Origin of the sequence: Streptomyces sp. NPDC057287 (assembly GCF_042667905.1) — a bacterium.
Taxonomy (GTDB): domain Bacteria; phylum Actinomycetota; class Actinomycetes; order Streptomycetales; family Streptomycetaceae; genus Streptomyces.
Window position 1 is genome coordinate 275,131 of record NZ_JBHUYV010000006.1, and the last position, 19,765, is coordinate 294,895.

15 protein-coding genes and 1 pseudogene are annotated in these 19,765 nt (G+C 72.3%); 5 read left to right on the plus strand and 11 right to left on the minus strand.

The window, feature by feature from the left end; genetic code table 11:
* The first annotated feature begins 79 nt into the window (after window positions 1–79).
* A complete protein-coding gene (gene recQ / locus ACFUNE_RS14200) occupies window positions 80–2,056 on the plus strand; it encodes a DNA helicase RecQ (protein ID WP_383566279.1) in 1,977 nt (658 codons plus the stop codon).
* A 13-nt stretch (window positions 2,057–2,069) separates the two neighbouring features.
* Here the strand turns inward: recQ and ACFUNE_RS14205 are convergent.
* From ACFUNE_RS14205 to ACFUNE_RS14255, 11 genes and pseudogenes are all read right to left on the minus strand, one after another.
* Window positions 2,070–2,370, minus strand: a pseudogene (locus tag ACFUNE_RS14205) (Uma2 family endonuclease); the annotation flags it as partial.
* Window positions 2,371–2,530: 160 nt separating this feature from the next.
* Window positions 2,531–5,248 (minus strand): fumarate reductase/succinate dehydrogenase flavoprotein subunit, encoded by a 2,718-nt coding sequence (locus tag ACFUNE_RS14210; RefSeq protein ID WP_383566282.1) that lies wholly within the window; start codon window positions 5,246–5,248, stop codon window positions 2,531–2,533.
* A gap of 2 nt (window positions 5,249–5,250) precedes the next feature.
* On the minus strand, window positions 5,251–6,006 hold the full coding sequence (locus ACFUNE_RS14215) for an ABC transporter ATP-binding protein (protein ID WP_383566285.1): 756 nt from the start codon (window positions 6,004–6,006) through the stop codon (window positions 5,251–5,253).
* Window positions 6,003–6,869: an ABC transporter permease gene (locus tag ACFUNE_RS14220; protein ID WP_383566288.1), complete on the minus strand. Its 867-nt coding sequence runs from the start codon at window positions 6,867–6,869 to the stop codon at window positions 6,003–6,005. Before ACFUNE_RS14220 ends, ACFUNE_RS14215 begins: the two co-directional genes overlap by 4 nt.
* Window positions 6,866–8,239 carry an ABC transporter substrate-binding protein gene (locus tag ACFUNE_RS14225; RefSeq protein ID WP_383566291.1) on the minus strand — a complete coding sequence of 458 codons (1,374 nt, stop codon included), beginning with the start codon at window positions 8,237–8,239 and terminating at the stop codon, window positions 6,866–6,868. The genes ACFUNE_RS14220 and ACFUNE_RS14225 overlap by 4 nt, the downstream gene beginning before the upstream one ends.
* Window positions 8,240–8,254: 15 nt before the next feature.
* Window positions 8,255–8,482, minus strand: coding sequence for a ferredoxin family protein (locus ACFUNE_RS14230; RefSeq protein WP_383566294.1), 228 nt, complete (start codon window positions 8,480–8,482; stop codon window positions 8,255–8,257).
* A gap of 35 nt (window positions 8,483–8,517) precedes the next feature.
* Window positions 8,518–9,288, minus strand: coding sequence for a GntR family transcriptional regulator (locus ACFUNE_RS14235; RefSeq protein WP_383566297.1), 771 nt, complete (start codon window positions 9,286–9,288; stop codon window positions 8,518–8,520).
* A 166-nt stretch (window positions 9,289–9,454) separates the two neighbouring features.
* Window positions 9,455–10,138: a GPP34 family phosphoprotein gene (locus ACFUNE_RS14240; protein ID WP_383566301.1), complete on the minus strand. Its 684-nt coding sequence runs from the start codon at window positions 10,136–10,138 to the stop codon at window positions 9,455–9,457.
* Entirely contained in the window at window positions 10,135–11,361 is a 1,227-nt protein-coding gene (gene fahA / locus ACFUNE_RS14245) for a fumarylacetoacetase (RefSeq protein ID WP_383566304.1), read from the minus strand. Before fahA ends, ACFUNE_RS14240 begins: the two co-directional genes overlap by 4 nt.
* Before the next feature lie 132 nt (window positions 11,362–11,493).
* Window positions 11,494–13,488, minus strand: coding sequence for a CocE/NonD family hydrolase (locus tag ACFUNE_RS14250; protein WP_383566307.1), 1,995 nt, complete (start codon window positions 13,486–13,488; stop codon window positions 11,494–11,496).
* Between the two features lie 9 nt (window positions 13,489–13,497).
* Window positions 13,498–14,997, minus strand: coding sequence for a peptide MFS transporter (locus ACFUNE_RS14255; RefSeq protein ID WP_383566310.1), 1,500 nt, complete (start codon window positions 14,995–14,997; stop codon window positions 13,498–13,500).
* A 156-nt stretch (window positions 14,998–15,153) separates the two neighbouring features.
* Between ACFUNE_RS14255 and ACFUNE_RS14260 the strand changes: the two genes are divergently transcribed.
* From ACFUNE_RS14260 to ACFUNE_RS14275, 4 genes are all read left to right on the plus strand, one after another.
* Complete coding sequence (locus tag ACFUNE_RS14260) at window positions 15,154–16,164, plus strand: polyprenyl synthetase family protein (RefSeq protein ID WP_383566313.1); 1,011 nt, start codon at window positions 15,154–15,156, stop codon at window positions 16,162–16,164.
* A gap of 222 nt (window positions 16,165–16,386) precedes the next feature.
* On the plus strand, window positions 16,387–17,613 hold the full coding sequence (locus tag ACFUNE_RS14265; protein ID WP_383566316.1) for an outer membrane lipoprotein carrier protein LolA: 1,227 nt from the start codon (window positions 16,387–16,389) through the stop codon (window positions 17,611–17,613).
* Between the two features lie 117 nt (window positions 17,614–17,730).
* Window positions 17,731–18,717: an ABC transporter ATP-binding protein gene (locus tag ACFUNE_RS14270; RefSeq protein ID WP_383566319.1), complete on the plus strand. Its 987-nt coding sequence runs from the start codon at window positions 17,731–17,733 to the stop codon at window positions 18,715–18,717.
* Window positions 18,704–19,594, plus strand: a complete 891-nt coding sequence (locus tag ACFUNE_RS14275) for an ABC transporter permease (RefSeq protein ID WP_383566322.1) — start codon at window positions 18,704–18,706, stop codon at window positions 19,592–19,594. Before ACFUNE_RS14270 ends, ACFUNE_RS14275 begins: the two co-directional genes overlap by 14 nt.
* Window positions 19,595–19,765 lie beyond the last annotated feature (171 nt).

Here is a 19,765-nt window from a genome sequence, read left to right on the forward strand (position 1 = left end):
AGTCAAGCCCGTCCGGCGTTGTCGTAGGCGGCGCCTATGGTTGCTGTGGACGGGTGAAGACGGACGGACGGGCGCGACCATGAGTGTGACGACCGAGAGCGCTGCGCGGCAGACGCTGCACCGGGTGTTCGGGTACGAGGCGTTCCGCGGCGAGCAGGGCGCCGTGATCGAGCATGTCGTCGAGGGCGGCGACGCGGTCGTGCTCATGCCCACCGGCGGCGGCAAGTCCCTCTGCTACCAGATCCCCGCCCTGGTCAGGCCGGGTACCGGCATCGTGATCTCCCCGCTGATCGCGCTCATGCAGGACCAGGTGGACGCCCTGCGCGCGCTCGGTGTCCGCGCGGGCTTCATGAACTCCACGCAGGACTTCGACGAGCGCCGCTCGATGGAGGCCCAGTTCGTCGCCGGCGAGCTCGACGTGCTGTACCTGGCCCCCGAGCGGCTTCGCCTCGATTCGACCCTCGCCCTGCTGGCCCGTGGCGAGATCTCCGTCTTCGCGATCGACGAGGCGCACTGCGTCGCCCAGTGGGGCCACGACTTCCGCCCGGACTACCTGGCCCTGTCCGTGCTGGGGGAGCGCTGGCCCGACGTGCCGCGCATCGCGCTGACGGCCACGGCGACCGACGCCACGCACCGGGAGATCACCCAGCGCCTGGGCATGCCCGACGCCCGGCACTTCGTGGCCAGCTTCGACCGGCCCAACATCCAGTACCGCATCGTGGGCAAGGCCGACCCGAAGAAGCAGCTCCTCACCTTCCTCAAGGAGGAGCACCCGGGGGACGCGGGCATCGTCTACTGCCTCTCGCGCAACTCGACGGAGAAGACCGCCGAGTACCTCAGCCGCAACGGCATCGAGGCCGTGCCGTACCACGCGGGTCTGGACGCCGGGACGCGCGCCGCCCACCAGTCGCGCTTCCTGCGCGAGGAGGGCCTGGTCGTCGTCGCGACCATCGCGTTCGGCATGGGCATCGACAAGCCGGACGTGCGCTTCGTCGCCCACCTCGACCTGCCCAAGTCCGTCGAGGGCTACTACCAGGAGACCGGCCGCGCGGGGCGTGACGGGGCACCGTCCACGGCCTGGATGGCGTACGGCCTCCAGGACGTCGTCCAGCAGCGCAAGCTCATCCAGGGCGGCGAGGGCGACGAGGCGTTCCGGCGCCGGGCGGCCTCGCACCTCGACTCGATGCTGGCGCTCTGCGAGACCGTCCAGTGCCGCCGCGCCCAGCTCCTGACGTACTTCGGCCAGGAGCCCGGCGAGCAGGCCTGCGGCAACTGCGACACCTGCCTGACCCCGCCCGAGACCTGGGACGGCACGGTGGTCGCCCAGAAGCTGCTGTCGACGGTGGTCCGGCTGAAGCGGGAGCGCAACCAGAAGTTCGGGGCCGGCCAGATCATCGACATCCTGCTGGGCCGCAAGACAGCGAAGACCATCCAGTTCGACCACGACCAGCTCTCGGTCTTCGGTATCGGCGAGGAGCTGGCCGAGGCGGAGTGGCGGGGCGTCGTGCGCCAGCTGCTGGCCCAGGGCCTGCTGGCCGTCGAGGGCGAGTACGGCACGCTGGTGCTGACGGAGGAGAGCGGGTCCGTGCTCGGCCGGGAGCGTGAGGTGCTGCTCCGCAAGGAGCCGAAGCGGCCCACGACCCGGTCGTCGTCCGGCGGCGAGCGCAAGGCCAAGTCGGCGGCCGCGGTGGCCGATCTGCCGGCGGAGGCCGTCCCGGTCTTCGAGGCGCTGCGCGCCTGGCGCGGGGCCACGGCGAAGGAGCTGGGCCTCCCGGCGTACGTGATCTTCCACGACGCGACGCTGCGGGAGATCGCGACCTTGCACCCGTCCACGCTCGCGGAGCTGGGCGGTGTCAGCGGACTCGGCGAGAAGAAGCTCGCGACGTACGGCGAGGGAGTGCTGGAGGTGCTGGCGGGGCTGGGCGACGCGGCCCCTGCCGCAGCACCGGAGACGGCTCCCGCAGCGGTCCGGCCCCCGGAGCCGAAGGTGCCGCCGGCTGCCCCGCACGCCGACCCGGAGTTCGGCTGGGACGAGGAGCCGCCGGAGTTCGAGTGAGCGGAGGCCGGGTCTACTCCGGCTTCGCCGCCCGGCGGCGCGAGACGATCGCGGTCAGGTCGAGATCGACGGCGAACGGAGTGGACACCTTCATCCGATCATGGAAGATCCCCGTGGACGTGTACGCGCCGGTCGCGGGCTCCAGCTCGAAGACGTAGACCACCGCCCGGCCGGCCGTCCTGGTTCTCCACCCGCCAGTAGTGCGGAATCCTCGCCCGCGCGTACTTCACGGGCTTGGTCTCCCGGTCACGGGTGACGGACTCGTCGGACACCACCTCGATCGCGAGCAGCACGCTGCTCGCGGGGAAGTGCGTCCAGGTCATCGGCGGTCCAGCCGCCCACGGGCGGAACCGCCCACCGCGGCTAGGGGGCCTCGGGTCCGACGCTCATCAGTGCTCCCATACGAAGCAGTCTCGCGATCCGCTCAGCGTATCCGGCGAGAACCGATCATGGCCGCCCAAACGTGTGAGCGAGTCACGCGTCGTTGACCACCGCTCCCCTGGCCGCGTACGCGCGCACATCCGCGTCCGGGTCCGTGAGCACGCCTGAGAGGGCCTTCCGGGCCGCGTCGTGGGGTGTGTGGTGCAGCAGAGCCAGGACCGCCGCCTTGCGTACGTCGGCGTTGGGGTCGCCCAGCACCCCCGCCAGCGCCGCGACCGCCGGGGCGGGGTCTGCCGACGAGAGCGCCTTCGCCGCGCCCGCCCGGACCTGCCAGGCCGGATCCTCCAGCGCGGCGGTGGCCTGAGCCGCGTACGGCTCGGGGCACCCCGTGGCCGCCAGCGCACCCAGCGCCGCCGCCCGCACCAGCGGGTCCGGGTCGGACAGCAGCGGCGCCAGCGGTTCCGGCCGGGGGGAGCGCGTGGCGCCCAGGCCCTTCGCGACGGACACCCGGACCTCACGGGACGGGTCGGCCACCGCTCCGGCGAGCAGCCCGGCCGCGTCCACCGAGACCAGGGCGCTGACCGTGTGGACGCGTACGTCGATGTCGGGGTCGCCGAGCGTGCCGGCGTACAGCTCCGCGTCCCCGAGCCGCAGCGCGCGCAGGGTGTCCAGCGCGGTGGACCGTACGACCGGGTCCTCCGAGCCCAGCGCCGCCACCAGCGGCTCGCGCAGGGCCGGTCCGGCGGGCAGCACCTCGACCAGCTCCCGCAGGGAGGCCGCCGCCGCCGCGCGCACGGACGGCACCGGGTCGGCGAGCGTCGCCGCCAGGGCCGGTCCCGCGCCCTCCGGCGTCGACTCGGTCAGCGCGGCCACCGCGGCCCGCCGGACCGCCGGGTCGGAGTCGCCCAGATACGGGGCGAGGTCAGCCAGCTCCGGCTGGTCCTCCGCCAGTGCGAGGAGTTCGAGGATGCGGGGGGAGGGGCCGGACGCGGGGGCGGCGGCCCCGGCGCGCACGGTCACCGCGGAACCGGACGGGGCGGCTTCCTTCGCCCCGGCGGTCGCCACCTGCTCCGCCTCGACCTCGCCCAGGTCGCGCGGGGCCCCGCCCACCGCGTCGAACCCCTCCACCGGCACGAGGTAAGGCGCCACCGGCCGCGCCGTGAACTCCATGGCGCCCGAGGCGGACTTCCGCAGGTCCAGGTGGTGGAACCAGTCCGTGTCGTCGCGCTCCGGATGGTCCGTACGCTCGTGGTACAGGCCCCAGCGGGACTCCGTGCGGGCCAGCGAGGAGCGCGCCGCCATCTCCGCGCAGTCCCGGATGAAGCTCACCTCGGCGCACCGCATCAGCTCGTGCGGGGTCGTCGCCCCCATCTCCGCGATGTCCGTGCGCATCCGCTCGAAGTGCTCCAGCGCGAGCGAGAGCCGGGCCCCCGACTTCGGCGGGGCCACGTAGTCGTTCACGAAGCGGCGCAGCTTGTACTCGACCTGGGTCTGCGGCGGCCCGTCCGGGTTGCCCAGCGGCCGGTAGACCAGCGCGTGGGCCTCCCGCAGCTGTTCCGCGGGCAGCTCGCCCTCGTACGCCGTGTACCGGGAGGCGTCGGCGCCGGCGAGGTCGCCGAAGACGAAGGCGCCGATCATGTAGTTGTGCGGGACGCAGGCGAGGTCCCCGGCCGCGTACAGCCGGGGCACCGTCGTGCGGGCGTGGTCGTCGACGCGGACGCCGGACGCCGAGTGCCCGCCGCACAGCCCGATCTCCGAGATGTGCATCTCGATGTCGTGGGTGCGGTAGTCATGGCCCCGGTTCGCGTGGAACGTGCCGCGCGTCGGCCGTTCCGTCGTGTGCAGGATGCCTTCCAGGGCGCTGACGGACTCCTCCGGCAGGTGGCTCAGCTTCAGGTACACCGGCCCGCGGTCGGAGGCGACCTCCGCCGCGAACTCGGACATCATCTGCCCCGACCAGTAGTCGGAGTCGACGAACCGCTCGCCGTGCCGGTTCACCTGGTAGCCGCCGAAGGGGTTGGCGACGTAGGCGCAGGCCGGTCCGTTGTAGTCCTTGATCAGCGGGTTGATCTGGAAGCACTCGATGCCGGTCAGCTCGGCGCCCGCGTGGTACGCCATGGCATAGCCGTCGCCCGCGTTGGTGGGGTTCTCGTACGTCCCGTAGAGGTACCCGGAGGCGGGCAGGCCGAGCCGTCCGCAGGGGCCGGTGGCGAGGACGACGGCCCCCGCGCGCACGGTGACGAACGCGCCCGTACGGGTGTTGAAGGCCGCCGCGCCGATCGCCCGGCCGTCGTCGCCGGTGAGGATGCGGACGGGCATCACCCGGTTCTCGATGCGGATCCGCTCCCGCATCTCCCGGCGCCGGAGCTGCCGGTAGAGGACCTTCTTGACGTCCTTGCCCTCGGGCATCGGCAGCACGTAGGAGCCGGAGCGGTGCACCTGGCGGACGGCGTACTCGCCGTGCTCGTCCTTCTCGAACTTCACCCCGTACGACTCCAGCCGCCGCACCATCCCGTACCCGCGCACGGCGGTCTGACGGACGGTGGACTGGTCGACGATGCCGTCGTTGGCCCGGGTGATCTCGGCGACGTAGTCGTCGGGCTCGGCCCGGCCCGGGATCACCGCGTTGTTCACGCCGTCCATGCCCATGGCGAGGGCGCCCGAGTGGCGTACGTGGGCCTTCTCCAGCAGCAGGACGGAGGAGCCGTGCTCGGCGGCGGTGAGCGCGGCCATCGTGCCGGCCGTGCCGCCCCCGACGACCAGCACGTCGCAGGAGAGTTCCTCGGCGTCGGCGAGGGCGGGGATCTGCACGGTCAGGCCTTTCCATGGGCGGGAGTGAGCGATTCGAGGACCTCGCGGCGCAGCGCCACGGTCACCGGATCGGTGTGCGCGGCGCGTTCCCGCGGGCGGGGTACGTCCAGGACGCGCCCGGTCGGCAGCAGTGCCACGCGGTCCCCGAGGAACAGGGCCTCGTCGACGTCGTGCGTGACGAAGACGACCGTGGCCCCCGTGCCCCGCAGGACGTCGACGAGCAGCTGCTGCATCCCGGCCCGGGTCTGGGCGTCCAGCGCCCCGAACGGCTCGTCCATCAGGACCGCGCGCGGCTCGGCCGCCAGGGCGCGGGCCAGCTGGACGCGCTGGCGCTGACCGCCCGAGATCCGGTGCGGGAGCTTCGCGCCGTGGCCGTCCAGGCCGACCCGGGCCAGCCAGGACTCGGCGCGCGCCCTGCGCGCGGCCCGCGGGAGGCCCCGGATGGCCAGGGGAAGTTCGACGTTGGCCCGCACCGAGCGCCAGGGCAGCAGCGCGTCGTCCTGGAAGACGAGGGCCCGTTCGGCGTGCGGTGCGGTGACGGCCGCGCCGTCCTGGGCGACCTCACCGCCGAGGGCGGGCAGCAGCCCGGCCAGGGTGCGCAGCAGCGTGGACTTGCCGCAGCCGGACGGCCCGACGACGGCGAGGATCTCGCCGGGGACGACATCGAGGTCGATGCCGTCCAGCACCGGGGCCCCGACCCGGCCGAGCACGGCGCCGCGCAGCGTCAGCCGGACCCCCGGGGGAGTGGTCGTGGTCATGGGTGCACCCGCTCCTTCGCCAGGGGGACCGGCGCCGCCGCCGGGGGTACGGCCCGCTTGCGGTGCCGTACGGGGACCGGAGGGCGGCTGCCCTCCGTGCGCGGCAGCCACCGGGTGAGCCGGCGGCCGAGCAGCTCCACGGCCGTCGAGGTGATCCACCCCAGCAGCCCGATGGTGACCATGCCGACGAAGACCCCCGGGTAGTCGACGACCGTGTAGTCCTGCCAGGTGCGGTAGCCCACCCCGTACTCCCCGGAGATCATCTCGGCGGAGATGACACAGATCCACGACACCCCGATCCCGACGGAGAGTCCGCCGAGGATGCCGGGGAGCGCGCCGGGCAGGACGACGGAGACGAGGATCCTCCACCGGCCGCCGCCCATCGTCAGGACGGCCTCCTCCCACACCGGGGTGAGCGCGCGCACCGCGTGCCGGGTGGACACCATGACGGGGAAGAACGCCGCGGTGCAGGTGATGAAGACGATGCCCTGCTCGTTGCTGGGGAAGAGCAGGATCGCCACGGGCACCAGGGCGATCGCCGGGACCGGGCGTACCACCTCGAGGACCGGGCCCAGCAGGTCCGAGGCCAGCCGCGAGCGGGCGATCGCCGTGCCGACCGTGATGCCGAGGACGGCGGCCAGGGCGAAGCCGGTGACGATGCGGGTCAGGCTGTCGGTGAGGTCCTGCCAGTACGCGTCACCGCCCAGCCGGTCCCCGAACGCCCGGGCCACATCGGTCAACGTGGGGAACTGCTCGAAGCGCAGCCACAGGTTGACGTCGTAGGAGGTGAGCAACTGCCAGAGGGACAGGGCTGCCACCAGCGACAACGCCCGCAGCGCGAGCGACGACCGCCGCCCCCTCACGAGGCGCGGGCCAGGTCGAGCGCGGTGGCGTACGGGACGACCCGGGAGCCGGGGTGCGCCGCGACGTCCGCGCGGGCGGCCGACTCCGTGACGTACGGCCGCAGCTCCCCGCCGTCCGACACCCAGACCGCCCGGTCCGCGAACCACAGGGTCCCGGTGCCCGCGTCGGGGACGTACGCGGCGCGGACCTTGCCCTTGTGTCCGGCGGCGTACCGCAGGACCTCGGCGGGGGTGGCGAACGCCGAGGTGGTGTCCTCGCCCTTCAGCCAGACCTCGCCGCCGCGCGCCGTCGGCGGACCGGCGGCCCGTGCCTTCGCGTAGCCGGAGCCGTACACCCGCTTCACGTAGGTCTCGTCGACGAAGGAGTCGACGTCCACGTCCCCGACCAGCTTCGCCGAGCGCAGCACGGGGACGTCCTTCTCGAGCGCGGCCACCAGTGCGGGCTTCACCGTCGTGTCGAACGTGGCGATGCCCTGGGCGCCGTTGTAGAGGTGGACGACCTCCGCCGGCAGACCCGTCGCCTTGGCCACCGACTCGGAGGCCGCCACCGGGTGCTCGTGCAGGTACTCCGTCGCACGGCCCTGCGCCCGGAGGAAGTCCTCCAGCACCGCGGGCCGCTTCTCGGCGAAGTCCTCGACGACGGTGACCCCGTGGAAGGTCGGAAGATTCAGCTCCGCCCCGTCGTAGAGCGCCTTCGCCCTGCCCTGGAAGGCCAGCAGGCCGGGCCACGCCACGAACTGCGACAGGGCGTCCGCGCTGCCGGCCTGGAGCGCCGAAGCCCCCACAGACGGCTGCTGGTTGAGCTTGCGGATGTCCTTCTCCGGGTCGAGCCCGGCCTGCTGGAGCGCACGGACGAGCGTCCCGTCCGCGGCCGAACCGACGCTCGTGGAGACCTTCCTGCCGCGCAGGTCCTTCAGGGATCCGAGCTTCGAATCAGGCGCGGTCACCACGGTGTTGAGGCCGCCGCGCAGGTTGTAGCCGGTGACCGAGACCAGCTTGGTGGGGCGGCCGAGCTGCTTGCCGCGTGCCGCGTTGATCAACAGCGGGAAGTCACCCATCGAGCCGATGTCGATCTTTCCCGCGGTCATCTGCGCGGTGATCGGGGCGCCGGTCGCGTAGTCCTGCCACTTCACCTCGTACGTGACGCCGTCCCGCTCCCCGCGGGCGCGCAGTTCGTCCTCGAAGTAGCCCAGCGAGCGCAGCAGCGTGCCCGCCGTGACGGTGTTGATGGTCCGGGACTGATAGCCGACGGTCACCGTGACCGTGTCGGCGTCACCCGCGCTCGCCCCGCCGCCGCAGCCCGCCGTGAGCGGGACGAGCAGCGCGGGGGCCAGCAGGGCGCCGGCCGTACGGATTGCCGTGCGTCGCATGGGAGGAGGGGCCTTTCACCGGAGGAGGTAGGGCATGTTCACCGTGACCGCGTCGGTGGGACACCTGGCCGCGCACGGGCCGCAGTACCAGCACTCGTCGACGTGCATGTACGCCTTGCCGCTGTCCTGGTGGATGGCCAGCGAGTCGAGCGGACACATGTCGACGCAGAGGGTGCAGCCGTCGATGCACTTGGACTCGTCGATGGTCACGGGCACGTCGGCCCGCTGGGGCGCCAGAGGCATGGCGGTCTCCAGGGAAGAGGGGAAGGGGTGGGTGCTCAGCCGGACCTGTGCAGCAGTCCGCTCATGCTGATGCGGTCCCCGCGGAAGCGGATGAACTCCAGGTCCACGGGACGGCCGTCATCGAGGTGGGTGAGCCGTTCCAGCATCAGGACGGCGGAACCGTGCGGGGTCTCCAGGACGGCGGCGGAGTGCGCGTCGGCGTTGACGGCCTCCATGGTGATCTCGGCGGTGCCGAGCGGCTGCCCGGTGAGGCTCTCCAGCAGCCGGAAGACGTCGGTGTTCTCCAGGTCGCAGCCGAGGAGACCGTCCCCGATGTCCATGGGGACGTAGGTGAGGTCGAGGGAGAGCGGCAGCCCGTTCAGCAGCCTGCGCCGCTCGATGTAGAGCACGTCGGTGTGGGCCGCGATCCGCAGCCGCCGTGCGACGGGGGCCGGCGCGGGCACGGGGCCGACGGTACGGACCTCGTTGGTGACCCGGCCGTGTTCGCGGAGGGTCTCGGCCAGGCCCTGCAGCCGGTCGAGGCGGTGCGGGTACCTCTCGCTGACCACGACGGTGCCGACACCCGGCTGCCGCTCCACCAGGCCCTCGGCGCGGAGCAGGTCCAGGGCCTGCCGGACGGTGTTGCGCGAGACGCGGTAGTCGCTGCCGATCGCGTCCTCGAAGGGCAGCACCCCGCCCGGGAAACCGCCACTGCGCACCTGATGGCGCAGCAGGTCGGCGAGCAGCCGCGCATGGTCCGCGCGCAGCCGTCGCCGACGGGCGGCGGCGACGGGCACGGTGTGCTCACGGGTGCGTTCGGCTGGCATGCGCTGGACCATACCGACGGGGTCCACGCGATGGTGTTGCCGCAGTGTTGCGCCACCTGAGGGCCTCGGTCGTACGGCTGTGACCTGCTGTTTTCCGCCCGGCCGGGGAAGATCTGCCACCCGGACGACCAGCCCTCGGACACCGGGGCGCCGGCCACCGGGGCGGTCAGTCGCCGTCCGCGCCTCCGCCCCCGCCTCCTCCGGCGCTCCCGCCGCCGGCCCGGGCGGCCTTGTCCTGGCGCACGTTGCGGTGGACGGCCTGCGCCGGCCATTCCTCGTGGACCAGGGCCCGTGCCGCCGCGCGCGTGCGCCGGTCGCCCCGCCTCGCCACCGATGGCAGCTCCACCGCCGCCGCCAGGCCCGCGAGCAGCCGGCTCCTGCGGTCCGGGTACCCGTCCGCACGGGACGCCTCGAAGCGCTGCCGCACCTCCTCGGCCGGGGAGGCGGAGCCCGCCGGATGGCGGTGGTACGGCAACAGGCCGAGGAGGCGGCGCGTCTCCCGGCGCAGGACGCCACGCTCCACCAGGGCGTCGAGGTAGAGCCCTTCGGCCTGCCGCCCCGCCTGCCGCACCCAGCCCCTCGCGGACGTCCCGGAGCCGAATCTGCTCTTGCCGGGCGGCGGAAGACTCCGCAGGAAGACCGCGAGCAGCGCGTCCGGCGGGTCCAGCGGATTCACGACCGTCACCCGCCCGCGCTCCTGCGCTATCCGGCCCTGCAGTTCGAGCTCCGCCAGGGCCGCACCCGCGATGCCGTACTCCAGGAACCGGCCCCGGCAGTACGGCTTGCCGCGTACAGGGTCCAGGGCGAGCAGCAGCAGTGCCTCGGGGAGCGTCGGTTCCGCGTCGCTCATGAGGCGGCCGTGATCCGTCCGGTCACCTCACCGAGCCCGACCCGTGTGCCGTGCGGCCCCGGCGCCCAGGCGGTCAGGGTGACGGTGTCGCCGTCCTCCAGGAACGTCCGCTTCCCCTCGGTGAGATCCAGCGGATCGCGCCCGTTCCAGGTGAGTTCGAGCAGGGAGCCGCGCTGCCCGGGCTCCGCGCCGCTGACGGTGCCGGAGCCGTAGAGGTCGCCGGTGCGCAGCGAGGCGCCGTTCACCGTCATCTGTGCCAGCTGCTGGGCCGCCGTCCAGTACATGGTCGAGAACGGGGGCTCGGAGACCGTCTGCCCGTTGATCTCCACCGAGATCCGGATGTCGAAGCCGCCCGGCTCCTCGTCGTCCGCGTCCTCCAGGTAGGGGAGCAGCGCGACGTCACGGTCGGGGACCGTGCGGGCCGAGTCCAGGGCTTCCAGCGGGGTCACCCAGGCCGACACCGAGGTGGCGAAGGACTTGCCCAGGAAGGGGCCCAGCGGCACGTACTCCCAGGCCTGGATGTCCCGCGCCGACCAGTCGTTGAGCAGGGAGAGCCCGAAGACGTGCTCGCGGAAGTCGCCGAGCGCCACCGGGGAGCCCTGCTCCGAGGGGACGCCCACGACGAAGCCGACCTCGGCCTCGATGTCCAGCTTCACCGAGGGGCCGAAGACGGGAGCGGGGTCGGACGGTGCCTTGCGCTGCCCGGAGGGGCGCACCACGTCGGTGCCGGAGACGACGACCGTGCCCGCCCGCCCGTGGTAACCGATCGGCAGGTGCTTCCAGTTGGGGGTGAGGGCCGCGCCGTCGGGGCGGAAGATCCTCCCCACGTTGGTGGCGTGGTGCTCGCTGGCGTAGAAGTCCACGTAGTCCGCGACCTCGTACGGCAGGTGGAGGGTCACCGTGTCGAGCGGGTGCAGCAGCGGCTCCAGGTCCGGGCGGTGCGACGGCACCGTCACCCACGCCGTCAGTGCCCTGCGCACATCCCGCCAGGCGGTGCGCCCCGCCGCCAGCAGCGGCATCAGGCTCGGCTGCGCCAGCAGTCTGGCGTACGGCGAGCCGAGTGCGTGCGCCGCCGCTCCGGCGTCCAGCACGTGTCCGCCGATGCGGACTCCGACCCTTCGGTCCTCGGGGTGCCCGGGGGTGGAGAACACGCCGTACGGAAGGTTGTGCGGACCGAAGGGATCGCCTTCGGCCAGGTCGAGCGGGCTGCTCTGCTCGGGCATCTGTCGCTGCCCCTTTCCAGTCGCTTGAGGAACACGGTACGTCGGCGTCGCCGGTCGGCGGCAGTGCCTCAAGTAGGCGTAATGCCCGGAAAGTTACGTGATAACCCTGCTCGACCCCGCCGTGCGGGGAGGTCAGCCCGCCGTGCGGGGGATCCTCTTCTCCCAGGTCCGGTGGAAGACGACCTCGTCGCCGTCCTTGCACACGACCTCGTTGGACGTGATGAAGTCGTCCGCGTCCGCGCTCGTCTCCGAACGCGTCTCGACCCGCACGTCCCAGGACATCTCCGGCCGGTGCAGCCGGATCGTCCAGTCCGAACGGGCCCTGGCCGACAGCGGGTCGTCCTGCTGGATCGTGTACGTCTCCAGCGCGTCCTCGGTGAACTCCAGTCCGTCCGGGTAGACGCGCGTGCCGCCGTAGCGCGGATCGACCTCCAGGCGCCATTCGCCCTTGGCGACGTCACGGACCACCAGCCGCTCCGGGCGCTGCTCGTCGAGCGTCACCGGGAAGACGACACCGAGCGGCTCCGCCTGCTCCGGATCGCCGAAGGTGATGCCCGGGTCCTCGGTGTGCCTGCGCACCGGGAGCTCGACGAGGCTGCCCTCCGCCTCCAGCGTGAAGCCCGCCGAACCGGCCTGGGGCCAGATCCACGGCCAGTACGAGGAGGAGAGGGCGACCCTGATCCGGTGGCCGGGCGGGAAGGTGTGCCCGATGCCGTTCAGCTCGAAGTTCACGTATTCGGCCTCCCCGGCGGGCCAGTCCTCCGCGCGGTCGCGCCCGTGACGGGTGGCCAGGTTGAGGGCCCCACGGGTCACCAGGGTGGAGGCCCCGTCCGGGGCCACGTCGCAGAGCCGGGCGATCACCTGGCCGCGCGGTACGTCCATCCGGAGCAGGAGCGTCACCCGGGGGCGGCCGAGGATCTCGATCGGGGCGTCCTCGACGGGGAACTCGAAGCACACCGACTTGGCGTCCTCGTCGCGCTGGTCGGGCGGCAGGTCGGCGTCGTTGCCGAACGGGAAGAAGCGGCCCGCGTCGAGCCCCGTCTGCTGCGGCGAACGGACGATCTGCGACCCGCCGCCCAGGGCGTACGTGACCGCGGCGACGTTCTCGGACGGCCAGGACGCGTCACCGACCCAGCGGCCGGGCAGCGTCTCGTAGACCGTGGCAGGGGGGTGCGAGCCGCTGATCCAGGACCGCAGCAGGGGCTCGTTCATCACCCCCGTGTCCTCGTCCTTGAGGTGCTGGTCCCACCAGCGCAGCGTCTCCTGGAGGAAGCCGATCGCGGGCCCGGGGGGGAGCCCGCGGTCCGGGTACTGGTGGGACCAGGGGCCGATCAGGCCGCGCACCTGCCCGGGGTCCAGATGCTCGACGAGCCGCAGGACGGTGTCGCGGTACGGGTCGTGCCAGCCGCCCACCGCCATGACCTTCGCCTTGATCGCGCCGTAGTCCTCGCAGACGCTGCCGTGCTTCCAGTAGTCGTCGCGGGTCTGATGGGCCAGCCACGTGTGGATGAACGGCTCCACCTTCTCCAGGCGCCGCAGCCACATGTCCCGCCAGTCGTCCCCGACGTCCGCCGGGTCCGGAGGGCGCGAGACGAAGGCCAGCATGGTGGAGGCCCAGGCGTGCATGTCCACACCGAGGACGGAGCCGCCCATGTAGTGGACGTCGTTGTCGTAGCGGTCGTCGGCCGAACACACGGTGACGACCGCCTTCAGCGGCTCCGGTGCGAGCGCCGCGATCTGGAGCGAGTTGAAGCCGCCCCAGGAGATGCCGAACATGCCGACCCGTCCCGAGCACCACTCCTGCTGGGCCAGCCAGTGCACGACGGCGACCCCGTCGGCGAGCTCCGTCGCGTCGTACTCGTCACCCGGCATGCCCTCGCTGTTGCCGTGCCCGCGGACGTCGACGCGCACGGAGGCGTAGCCGTGGCCCGCGTACCAGGGGTGGCGCTGCCAGTCGCGCGGGGCCGTCCAGTCGCTGAGCCGGTAGGGCAGGTACTCCAGCAGCGCGGGCACCGGTTCGTCGGTGACCGGCCGCCAGATCCGGGCGTACAGCTCGGTGCCGTCCGCCAGCGGGATGTAGAGGTCCTCGTGGGTGGTCTCGTACGGGAAATCGGTGCGGATGTGCATGGCGGTACCTCAGTGGACGGGGTGCATGGTGCGCTTGAGCCAGGGAGCGGCGGCGATGACGGCCACACCGGCCGTCACCGCGATAGCGCCATTGACACCGAAGTAGGCGGGGTTGGACACCTCGCCGTACAGCTTCACGATCTGTGACTGGATGCCGTTGGCGAGGGCCAGCGACAGGAACCACAGCGCCATCGTCTGGCTGGCGAACGCCTTGGGCGCGAGCTTCGTGGTGGCGGACATGCCGGAGGTCTCCACGAGGATGTCGCCGAGCCCGAGCAGCAGGTAGGAGCCGACGATCCACCAGGCGGCCATCTTGTACGTGTCGTCGGCGTGACCGGAGGTCGGCAGGACCATCAGGATGAACGACAGGCCGCCGAGGATCACCCCGATCGCGATCTTGTTCGAGGCGTGCGGCTGGCGCGGGCCCATCCTGGCCCACACGGCGGCCACGACGGGCGCCAGCGCCACCTCGAAGGCGCCCAGGGCCGAGGCGTACCAGCTCGCCGGGAAGTGGAACCCGAAGATCTCCGTACGCGCGTTCGTCGAGGCGAGCAGGATCATCGTCGAGTACGCCTGGAAGAGGATGAAGTTGAAGACCACGGACGCCAGGAACAGCACCACGTACGGGCGCAGCCTGCCGCGCTCGTCCGCGGTCACCCGGGGGCTGCGGAACATGACCACGAAGTAGACGACGGGTGCGATCACCGAGATGACGGTGAGCACGTCGACGAAACGGTCCATCGTGAGCCACCCGGCCAGGGCCAGGGCCGTCGCCACGACCGCGACCACGACGGCGCCCGCCACGATCAGCAGCAGCGCGCGGCGCATCGGCCCGGGGGCCAGCGCGTACTCGGCGCCGTGCTTTCGCCCGGCCAGGTGACGCCGGCCCAGGACGTACTGGATCAGGCCGAGCGTCATGCCGAACGCGGCGGCCGAGAAGCCCCAGTGCCAGCTCGCGTGATCGCCGAGCCAGCCGGTGATCAGCGGACCCGCGAAGGCGCCGATGTTGATGCCCATGTAGTACAGGGCGAAGCCGGCGTCGCGCCGCTCGTCGTCGGTGCCGTAGAGCTTGCCGACCATGGAGGCCACATTGGGCTTGAGCAGGCCTGTCCCGGCGCTGATCAGCCCGAGGCCCACCCAGGTCATCGTGGCGGTCGGGACGGCCATGGCGTAGTGACCGCAGGCGATGAGGATGCCGCCGTACAGGACCGCGCGGTACGAACCCAGGATGCGGTCGGCCAGCCAGCCGCCCGCCACGGAGACGAGGTAGACCAGCGTGCCGTAGGCGGCCGAGACCGAGGCGGCGGTGCCGGGGTCCATGCCCAGGCCCCCGTCGGAGACCTTGTCGGCGAAGTAGAGGACCAGGATGGCCTGCATCCCGAGGAACGAGAAGCGCTCCCAGACTTCCAGTCCGGACAGCGTCAACAGACCCCGCGGCTGACCGAAGAAGGCGGTGTCGTCTCCGGGCGGCGGCTGGGTCGGTTCGGTACCGGCCGTGGTGTGGGACAAAGCGATAACTCCTGATCGTATGAGCTGATCCCGAACATACCGGCGGTGGCGGGAAGGCGCCCACGGTGATCCAAACGGGACCGGATACGCTGACTTGAGTGAGGACAGCGACACATCGACAATCCGTGTGAGCGTCAGCAGACAGGAGATCCCCTCGTGACCGTCGTCGGGCCGTTCGGACTGAGCGTGCGGGACCAGGCTCTTGAGGCCGATGTCCAGGCCGGTTTGGCCGCTGTCGAGGCGGGGCTGCTGGACGCCACCAAAAGCGAGGTCCCGTTCATCACGGAGGCCGCGCAGCACCTCGTCAGCGCCGGGGGCAAGCGTTTCCGGCCGCTGCTGGTGATGCTCGCGTCCCAGTTCGGCGACCCGGACGCACCGGGCGTCGTCCCCTCGGCCGTCGTCGTCGAACTGACGCACCTGGCGACGCTGTACCACGACGACGTGATGGACGAGGCGGACGTGCGCCGCGGGGTGGACAGCGCCAACACCCGCTGGGGCAATTCCGTGGCCGTCCTGACGGGCGACTTCCTCTTCGCCCGTGCGTCGCACATCCTGGCCGACCTCGGCCCGGAGGCCGTCCGCATCCAGGCGGAGGCGTTCGAGCGCCTGGTCACCGGTCAGATCCTGGAGACCGCGGGCCCGCGCGACGGGCGCGACCCCGTCGACCACTACATGGACGTGCTCAGCGGCAAGACCGGCTCGCTGGTCGCCGTGTCCGGCCGGTTCGGCGCCCTGATGGCGGGGGCCGACGAATCGGTCGTCGACATCCTCACCCAGTACGGCGAACGCCTCGGCATCGCCTTCCAGCTCGCCGACGACGTCCTGGACATCGCCTCCGACTCCCACGAGTCGGGCAAGACGCCCGGCACCGACCTGCGTGAGGGCATCCCCACCCTGCCGGTCCTGCTCCTGCGCGCGCGGGCCGCGGCAGAGGGCCGTCCGGAGGACAAGGAGCTCGTCGAGCTGCTGGAGGGCGACCTCGCGGACGACGCCCTGCTCGCCGAGGCGCTGCGCAGGCTGCGCGCCCACCCGGCGCTGGAGCAGGCGCGCCGCGACACCGTCCGCTACGCCCAGGAGGCGCGCGCGACACTGGCGCCGCTGCCCGAGTGCTACGCGAAGGCCGCGCTCGAAGAGCTGTGCGACGCCGTGGTGCACCGCGCGGGCTGACCCGTCCGTGGCCCCGTCCGACCCCTAAGGGCTCGGTGGACGGTGCGCCCTGTGTGTCATCCCGGAGAGGTACGCCCAGTTGCTCCCGAGGGCTGACGCTTGTCCTCGCCCGATTTGGTCAGATGGATAACAACCACTCCTGACCACATCGGGTGAGAATGGCGGCGGGGAGTGGACAGGCTCAACGGGATGGCAGCCGCCGACCACGGAGGTAGAGCACACATGGCACCGAACGACAGCGCAGAGACCAACGGCGAGGCCACGGGCACTGTCGTGGGCCGCCGGAAGGCGGCGCGCTACATCGTCCCGTTCGCAGTGGCGGGAGTGGCGGCGGCGACGATCGGGCTCGTCCCCGCACTGGCGGACTCCGGCGACCCGGATCTGCCGGAGATCACCGCGCAGGAACTCATCGAGAAGATCGCCGCATCGGACGAGGAGCAGCTGTCCGGCACGCTGAAGGTCAGCACCGACCTCGGCATCCCCTCGCTCGGCGGGCTCGCGGGCTCCTTCGCGCCGGACTCCGGGACCGACGGGTCGAGCGCGTCCCCCGAGGCCAAGCTGATGGAGCTCGCCTCCGGGACGCACACGCTCCGGGTCGCCGCGGACGGCCCGGACAAGCAGCGCCTCTCGATCCTCGGAGAGGGCTCCGAGTACAGCCTCGTCCACAACGGGGACGACGTCTGGGGATACGACAGCGAGAGCAACGAGGTCTACCACGCGAAGTCCGACGAGGGCGCGGGTGGCAAGGCCGGGGAGCACAAGGCGCCGAAGGGGGTGCCGGCCACTCCTGAGGAGCTCGCCGAGGAGGCGCTCGCCGCCGCGGACGACACCACGTCCGTCACCGTCGACGGCACGGCGCAGGTCGCGGGGCGCGACGCCTACAAGCTGCTGATCAAGCCCAAGCAGTCCGGTTCGACGATCGGATCCGTCACGATCGCCGTCGACGCCTCGACCGGAGTGCCCCTGAAGTTCACGCTGGCCCCCAGCAGCGGCGGCAAGGCCGCGGTCGACGCCGGCTTCACCGAGGTCGACTTCAAGAAGCCCGCGGCCTCCTCCTTCTCCTTCTCCCCTCCCAAGGGTGCGAAGGTGACCGAGGCGGACGAGCTGAAGGCCGGGGCCGAGGAGAAGGGCGCCGCGGACAAGGCGCGCAAGGACCTCGGCGCGCTGGAGGGCTTCCAGGGCCTGAACGTCATCGGCGAGGGCTGGAACGCCGTCGCCGAGATCGAGGTCCCGGGCGGCGCGGGTCTGCCCGCCCAGGGTTCCGGCGACGTACCCGCACAGGCGCAGCAGTTCCTGGACGCCCTCGGCGACAAGGTCACCGGCGACTTCGGCTCGGGCACGGTCTTCAGGACGCGCCTGGTCAACGCGCTGCTGACGGACGACGGCAAGGTCTACGTCGGCGCGGTCACCAAGGACGCGCTGGTGAAGGCGGCCGACACCGCGAAGTAGGACGCACCGTACGCCCCCGCCCCGTCGTACGCTCCGTACGGCGGGGCGGCTCGTGCGACGGGGGCGGTCCACGTGGCGGGGCGGACGGACACGGCGGGGACAGGACCGGGAGTGCGGATGACCGAGACAGCTGCCGCGACGGCGGAACCGGGCACGGGACACGGGCCCGGCACGGTGATCGAGACACACGGGCTCACCAAGCGCTACCGCGGCGGGCCGCCGGCCGTCGACGGGCTCGACCTCGCCGTCCCGGCCGGCAGCGTCTTCGGTTTCCTGGGGCCCAACGGCTCCGGGAAGACCACCACGATCCGGATGCTCATGGGGCTCATCGCCCCCACCTCCGGCACCGCGCACGTCCTGGGCCGGCCCATGCCGGCCGCCTCGCGCACGGTGCTCCCGCAGGTCGGTGCGCTCATCGAGGGCCCCGCGCTGTACGGGTTCCTGACGGGCCGCGGCAATCTGGTGCGCTTCGACTCCGCCGACCCGTGCGCCGATCCGCGTACCCGGCGTGCGCGGGTGGAGAGCGCCCTGGAACGGGTCGGTCTCGGGGCCGCGGCCGGCAAGAAGGCCAGGGCGTACTCGCTCGGGATGAAGCAGCGCCTCGGTCTCGCCGCCGCCCTGCTCCAGCCGCGCAGACTGCTCGTACTGGACGAGCCGACCAACGGTCTCGACCCGCAGGGCATGCGCGAGATCCGCTCCCTGGTCCGGGAGCTGGCGGCCGAGGGCACCACCGTCTTCCTCTCCTCCCACCTGCTCGACGAGATCGAACAGGTCTGCACCCACGCGGCGGTGATGGCTCGCGGCCGGCTCCTCGTCCAGGGGCCGGTCGCCGCGCTCGCCGCCGACGCCCGGGGACGGCTCGCCGTCACCACCCCCGACCCCGGAGAGGCCGCCCGCGTCCTCGCGTCCCACGGGGCGACGGGCCTCGTGACCGACGGGGACCGGGTGAGCGTGGACGCACCCCCGGGCGACGTCGAGCTCGCCGACCTCAACGCCGCCCTGGTGCGCGCCGGGGTCCGGGTACGCGCCTTCGGCGTCGAGCGGGCCTCGCTGGAGGACGCCTTCGTCGCACTCACCGGAGAGGGATTCGATGTCGCAGGCTGAACTCACGGCCGTCCCCGTGCCCCACGCGCCGCGCCGGGCGCTGTGGACCCTGGGGATCCTCCGCTCCGAACTGGCCACCGCGCTCCGGCGGTGGCGCACCGTGGCCCTGCTCGGGGTGCTGGCCGCCGTGCCGGTCCTCATCGGGATCGCCGTACGGATCGAGACGGGCGACGGGTCGCGGGGCGGGCCCGGTGGCGGAGGGGGCGGGCCCGCCTTCCTCTCCCAGGTCACCAACAACGGTCTCTTCCTGGTCTTCGCGGCGCTCTCCGCGACGCTGCCCGTCTTCCTCCCGATGGCCGTCGGTGTCGTCGCGGGGGACTCCGTCGCCGGCGAGGCGAGCGGCGGCACGCTGCGCTACCTGCTGGTCGCCCCGGCGGGCCGCACCCGGCTGCTGCTCGCGAAGTACGCCTCCGTGCTGGTGTTCTGCCTGGTCGCCACCGTGGTCGTGGCGGCGTCGGCGCTCGCGGCCGGGGCGCTGCTCTTCCCCGTCGGCGAGGTCACGACGATCTCGGGGACCCGGATCGGCTTCGGAGAAGGACTCCTGCGGGCCGGGCTGATCGCGGTGGTGGTGGCGGCGTCCCTCATCGGGTTCGCGGCGCTGGGCCTCTTCGTCTCGACCCTCACCAACAGCGGGATCGCGGCGATGGCGGCCACGGTCGGAGTGCTCATCACCGTGCAGATCCTGGACGCGATGCCGCAGCTGCACGGGATCCACCCGTACCTCTTCCCGCACTACTGGCTGTCCTTCACGGACCTGTTGCGCGACCCGGTCTACTGGGACGAGATCGCCAGGAACCTGGGTCTGCAGGCGCTGTACGCGGCGGTGTTCGGCTCCGCGGCCTGGGCGCGTTTCACGACGAGGGACATCAGCGTCTGAGGCCCGGCCGGGTCCGCCCGTACCGTCGGCCGGTCGAGCCGTCCCCCGATCGGCTCGTCGCGGCACGAACGGCACGAACGGTCTGCTGCACGGAACGTCACGACACGGTACGTTCCGTTTCCAGCCTGGTCATTGTTCGACTTTTGGCGACGACCTGTCAATAAGCGGTGG

Coding starts and splice junctions, on each gene's coding strand:
- recQ (WP_383566279.1), top strand. CDS start 80: ATGAGTGTGACGACCGAGAGCGCTGCGCGGCAGACGCTGCACCGGGTG.
- ACFUNE_RS14215 (WP_383566285.1), bottom strand. CDS start 6,006: ATGACCACGACCACTCCCCCGGGGGTCCGGCTGACGCTGCGCGGCGCC.
- ACFUNE_RS14225 (WP_383566291.1), bottom strand. CDS start 8,239: ATGCGACGCACGGCAATCCGTACGGCCGGCGCCCTGCTGGCCCCCGCG.
- ACFUNE_RS14230 (WP_383566294.1), bottom strand. CDS start 8,482: ATGCCTCTGGCGCCCCAGCGGGCCGACGTGCCCGTGACCATCGACGAG.
- ACFUNE_RS14235 (WP_383566297.1), bottom strand. CDS start 9,288: ATGCCAGCCGAACGCACCCGTGAGCACACCGTGCCCGTCGCCGCCGCC.
- ACFUNE_RS14240 (WP_383566301.1), bottom strand. CDS start 10,138: ATGAGCGACGCGGAACCGACGCTCCCCGAGGCACTGCTGCTGCTCGCC.
- fahA (WP_383566304.1), bottom strand. CDS start 11,361: ATGCCCGAGCAGAGCAGCCCGCTCGACCTGGCCGAAGGCGATCCCTTC.
- ACFUNE_RS14250 (WP_383566307.1), bottom strand. CDS start 13,488: ATGCACATCCGCACCGATTTCCCGTACGAGACCACCCACGAGGACCTC.
- ACFUNE_RS14265 (WP_383566316.1), top strand. CDS start 16,387: ATGGCACCGAACGACAGCGCAGAGACCAACGGCGAGGCCACGGGCACT.
- ACFUNE_RS14270 (WP_383566319.1), top strand. CDS start 17,731: ATGACCGAGACAGCTGCCGCGACGGCGGAACCGGGCACGGGACACGGG.
- ACFUNE_RS14275 (WP_383566322.1), top strand. CDS start 18,704: ATGTCGCAGGCTGAACTCACGGCCGTCCCCGTGCCCCACGCGCCGCGC.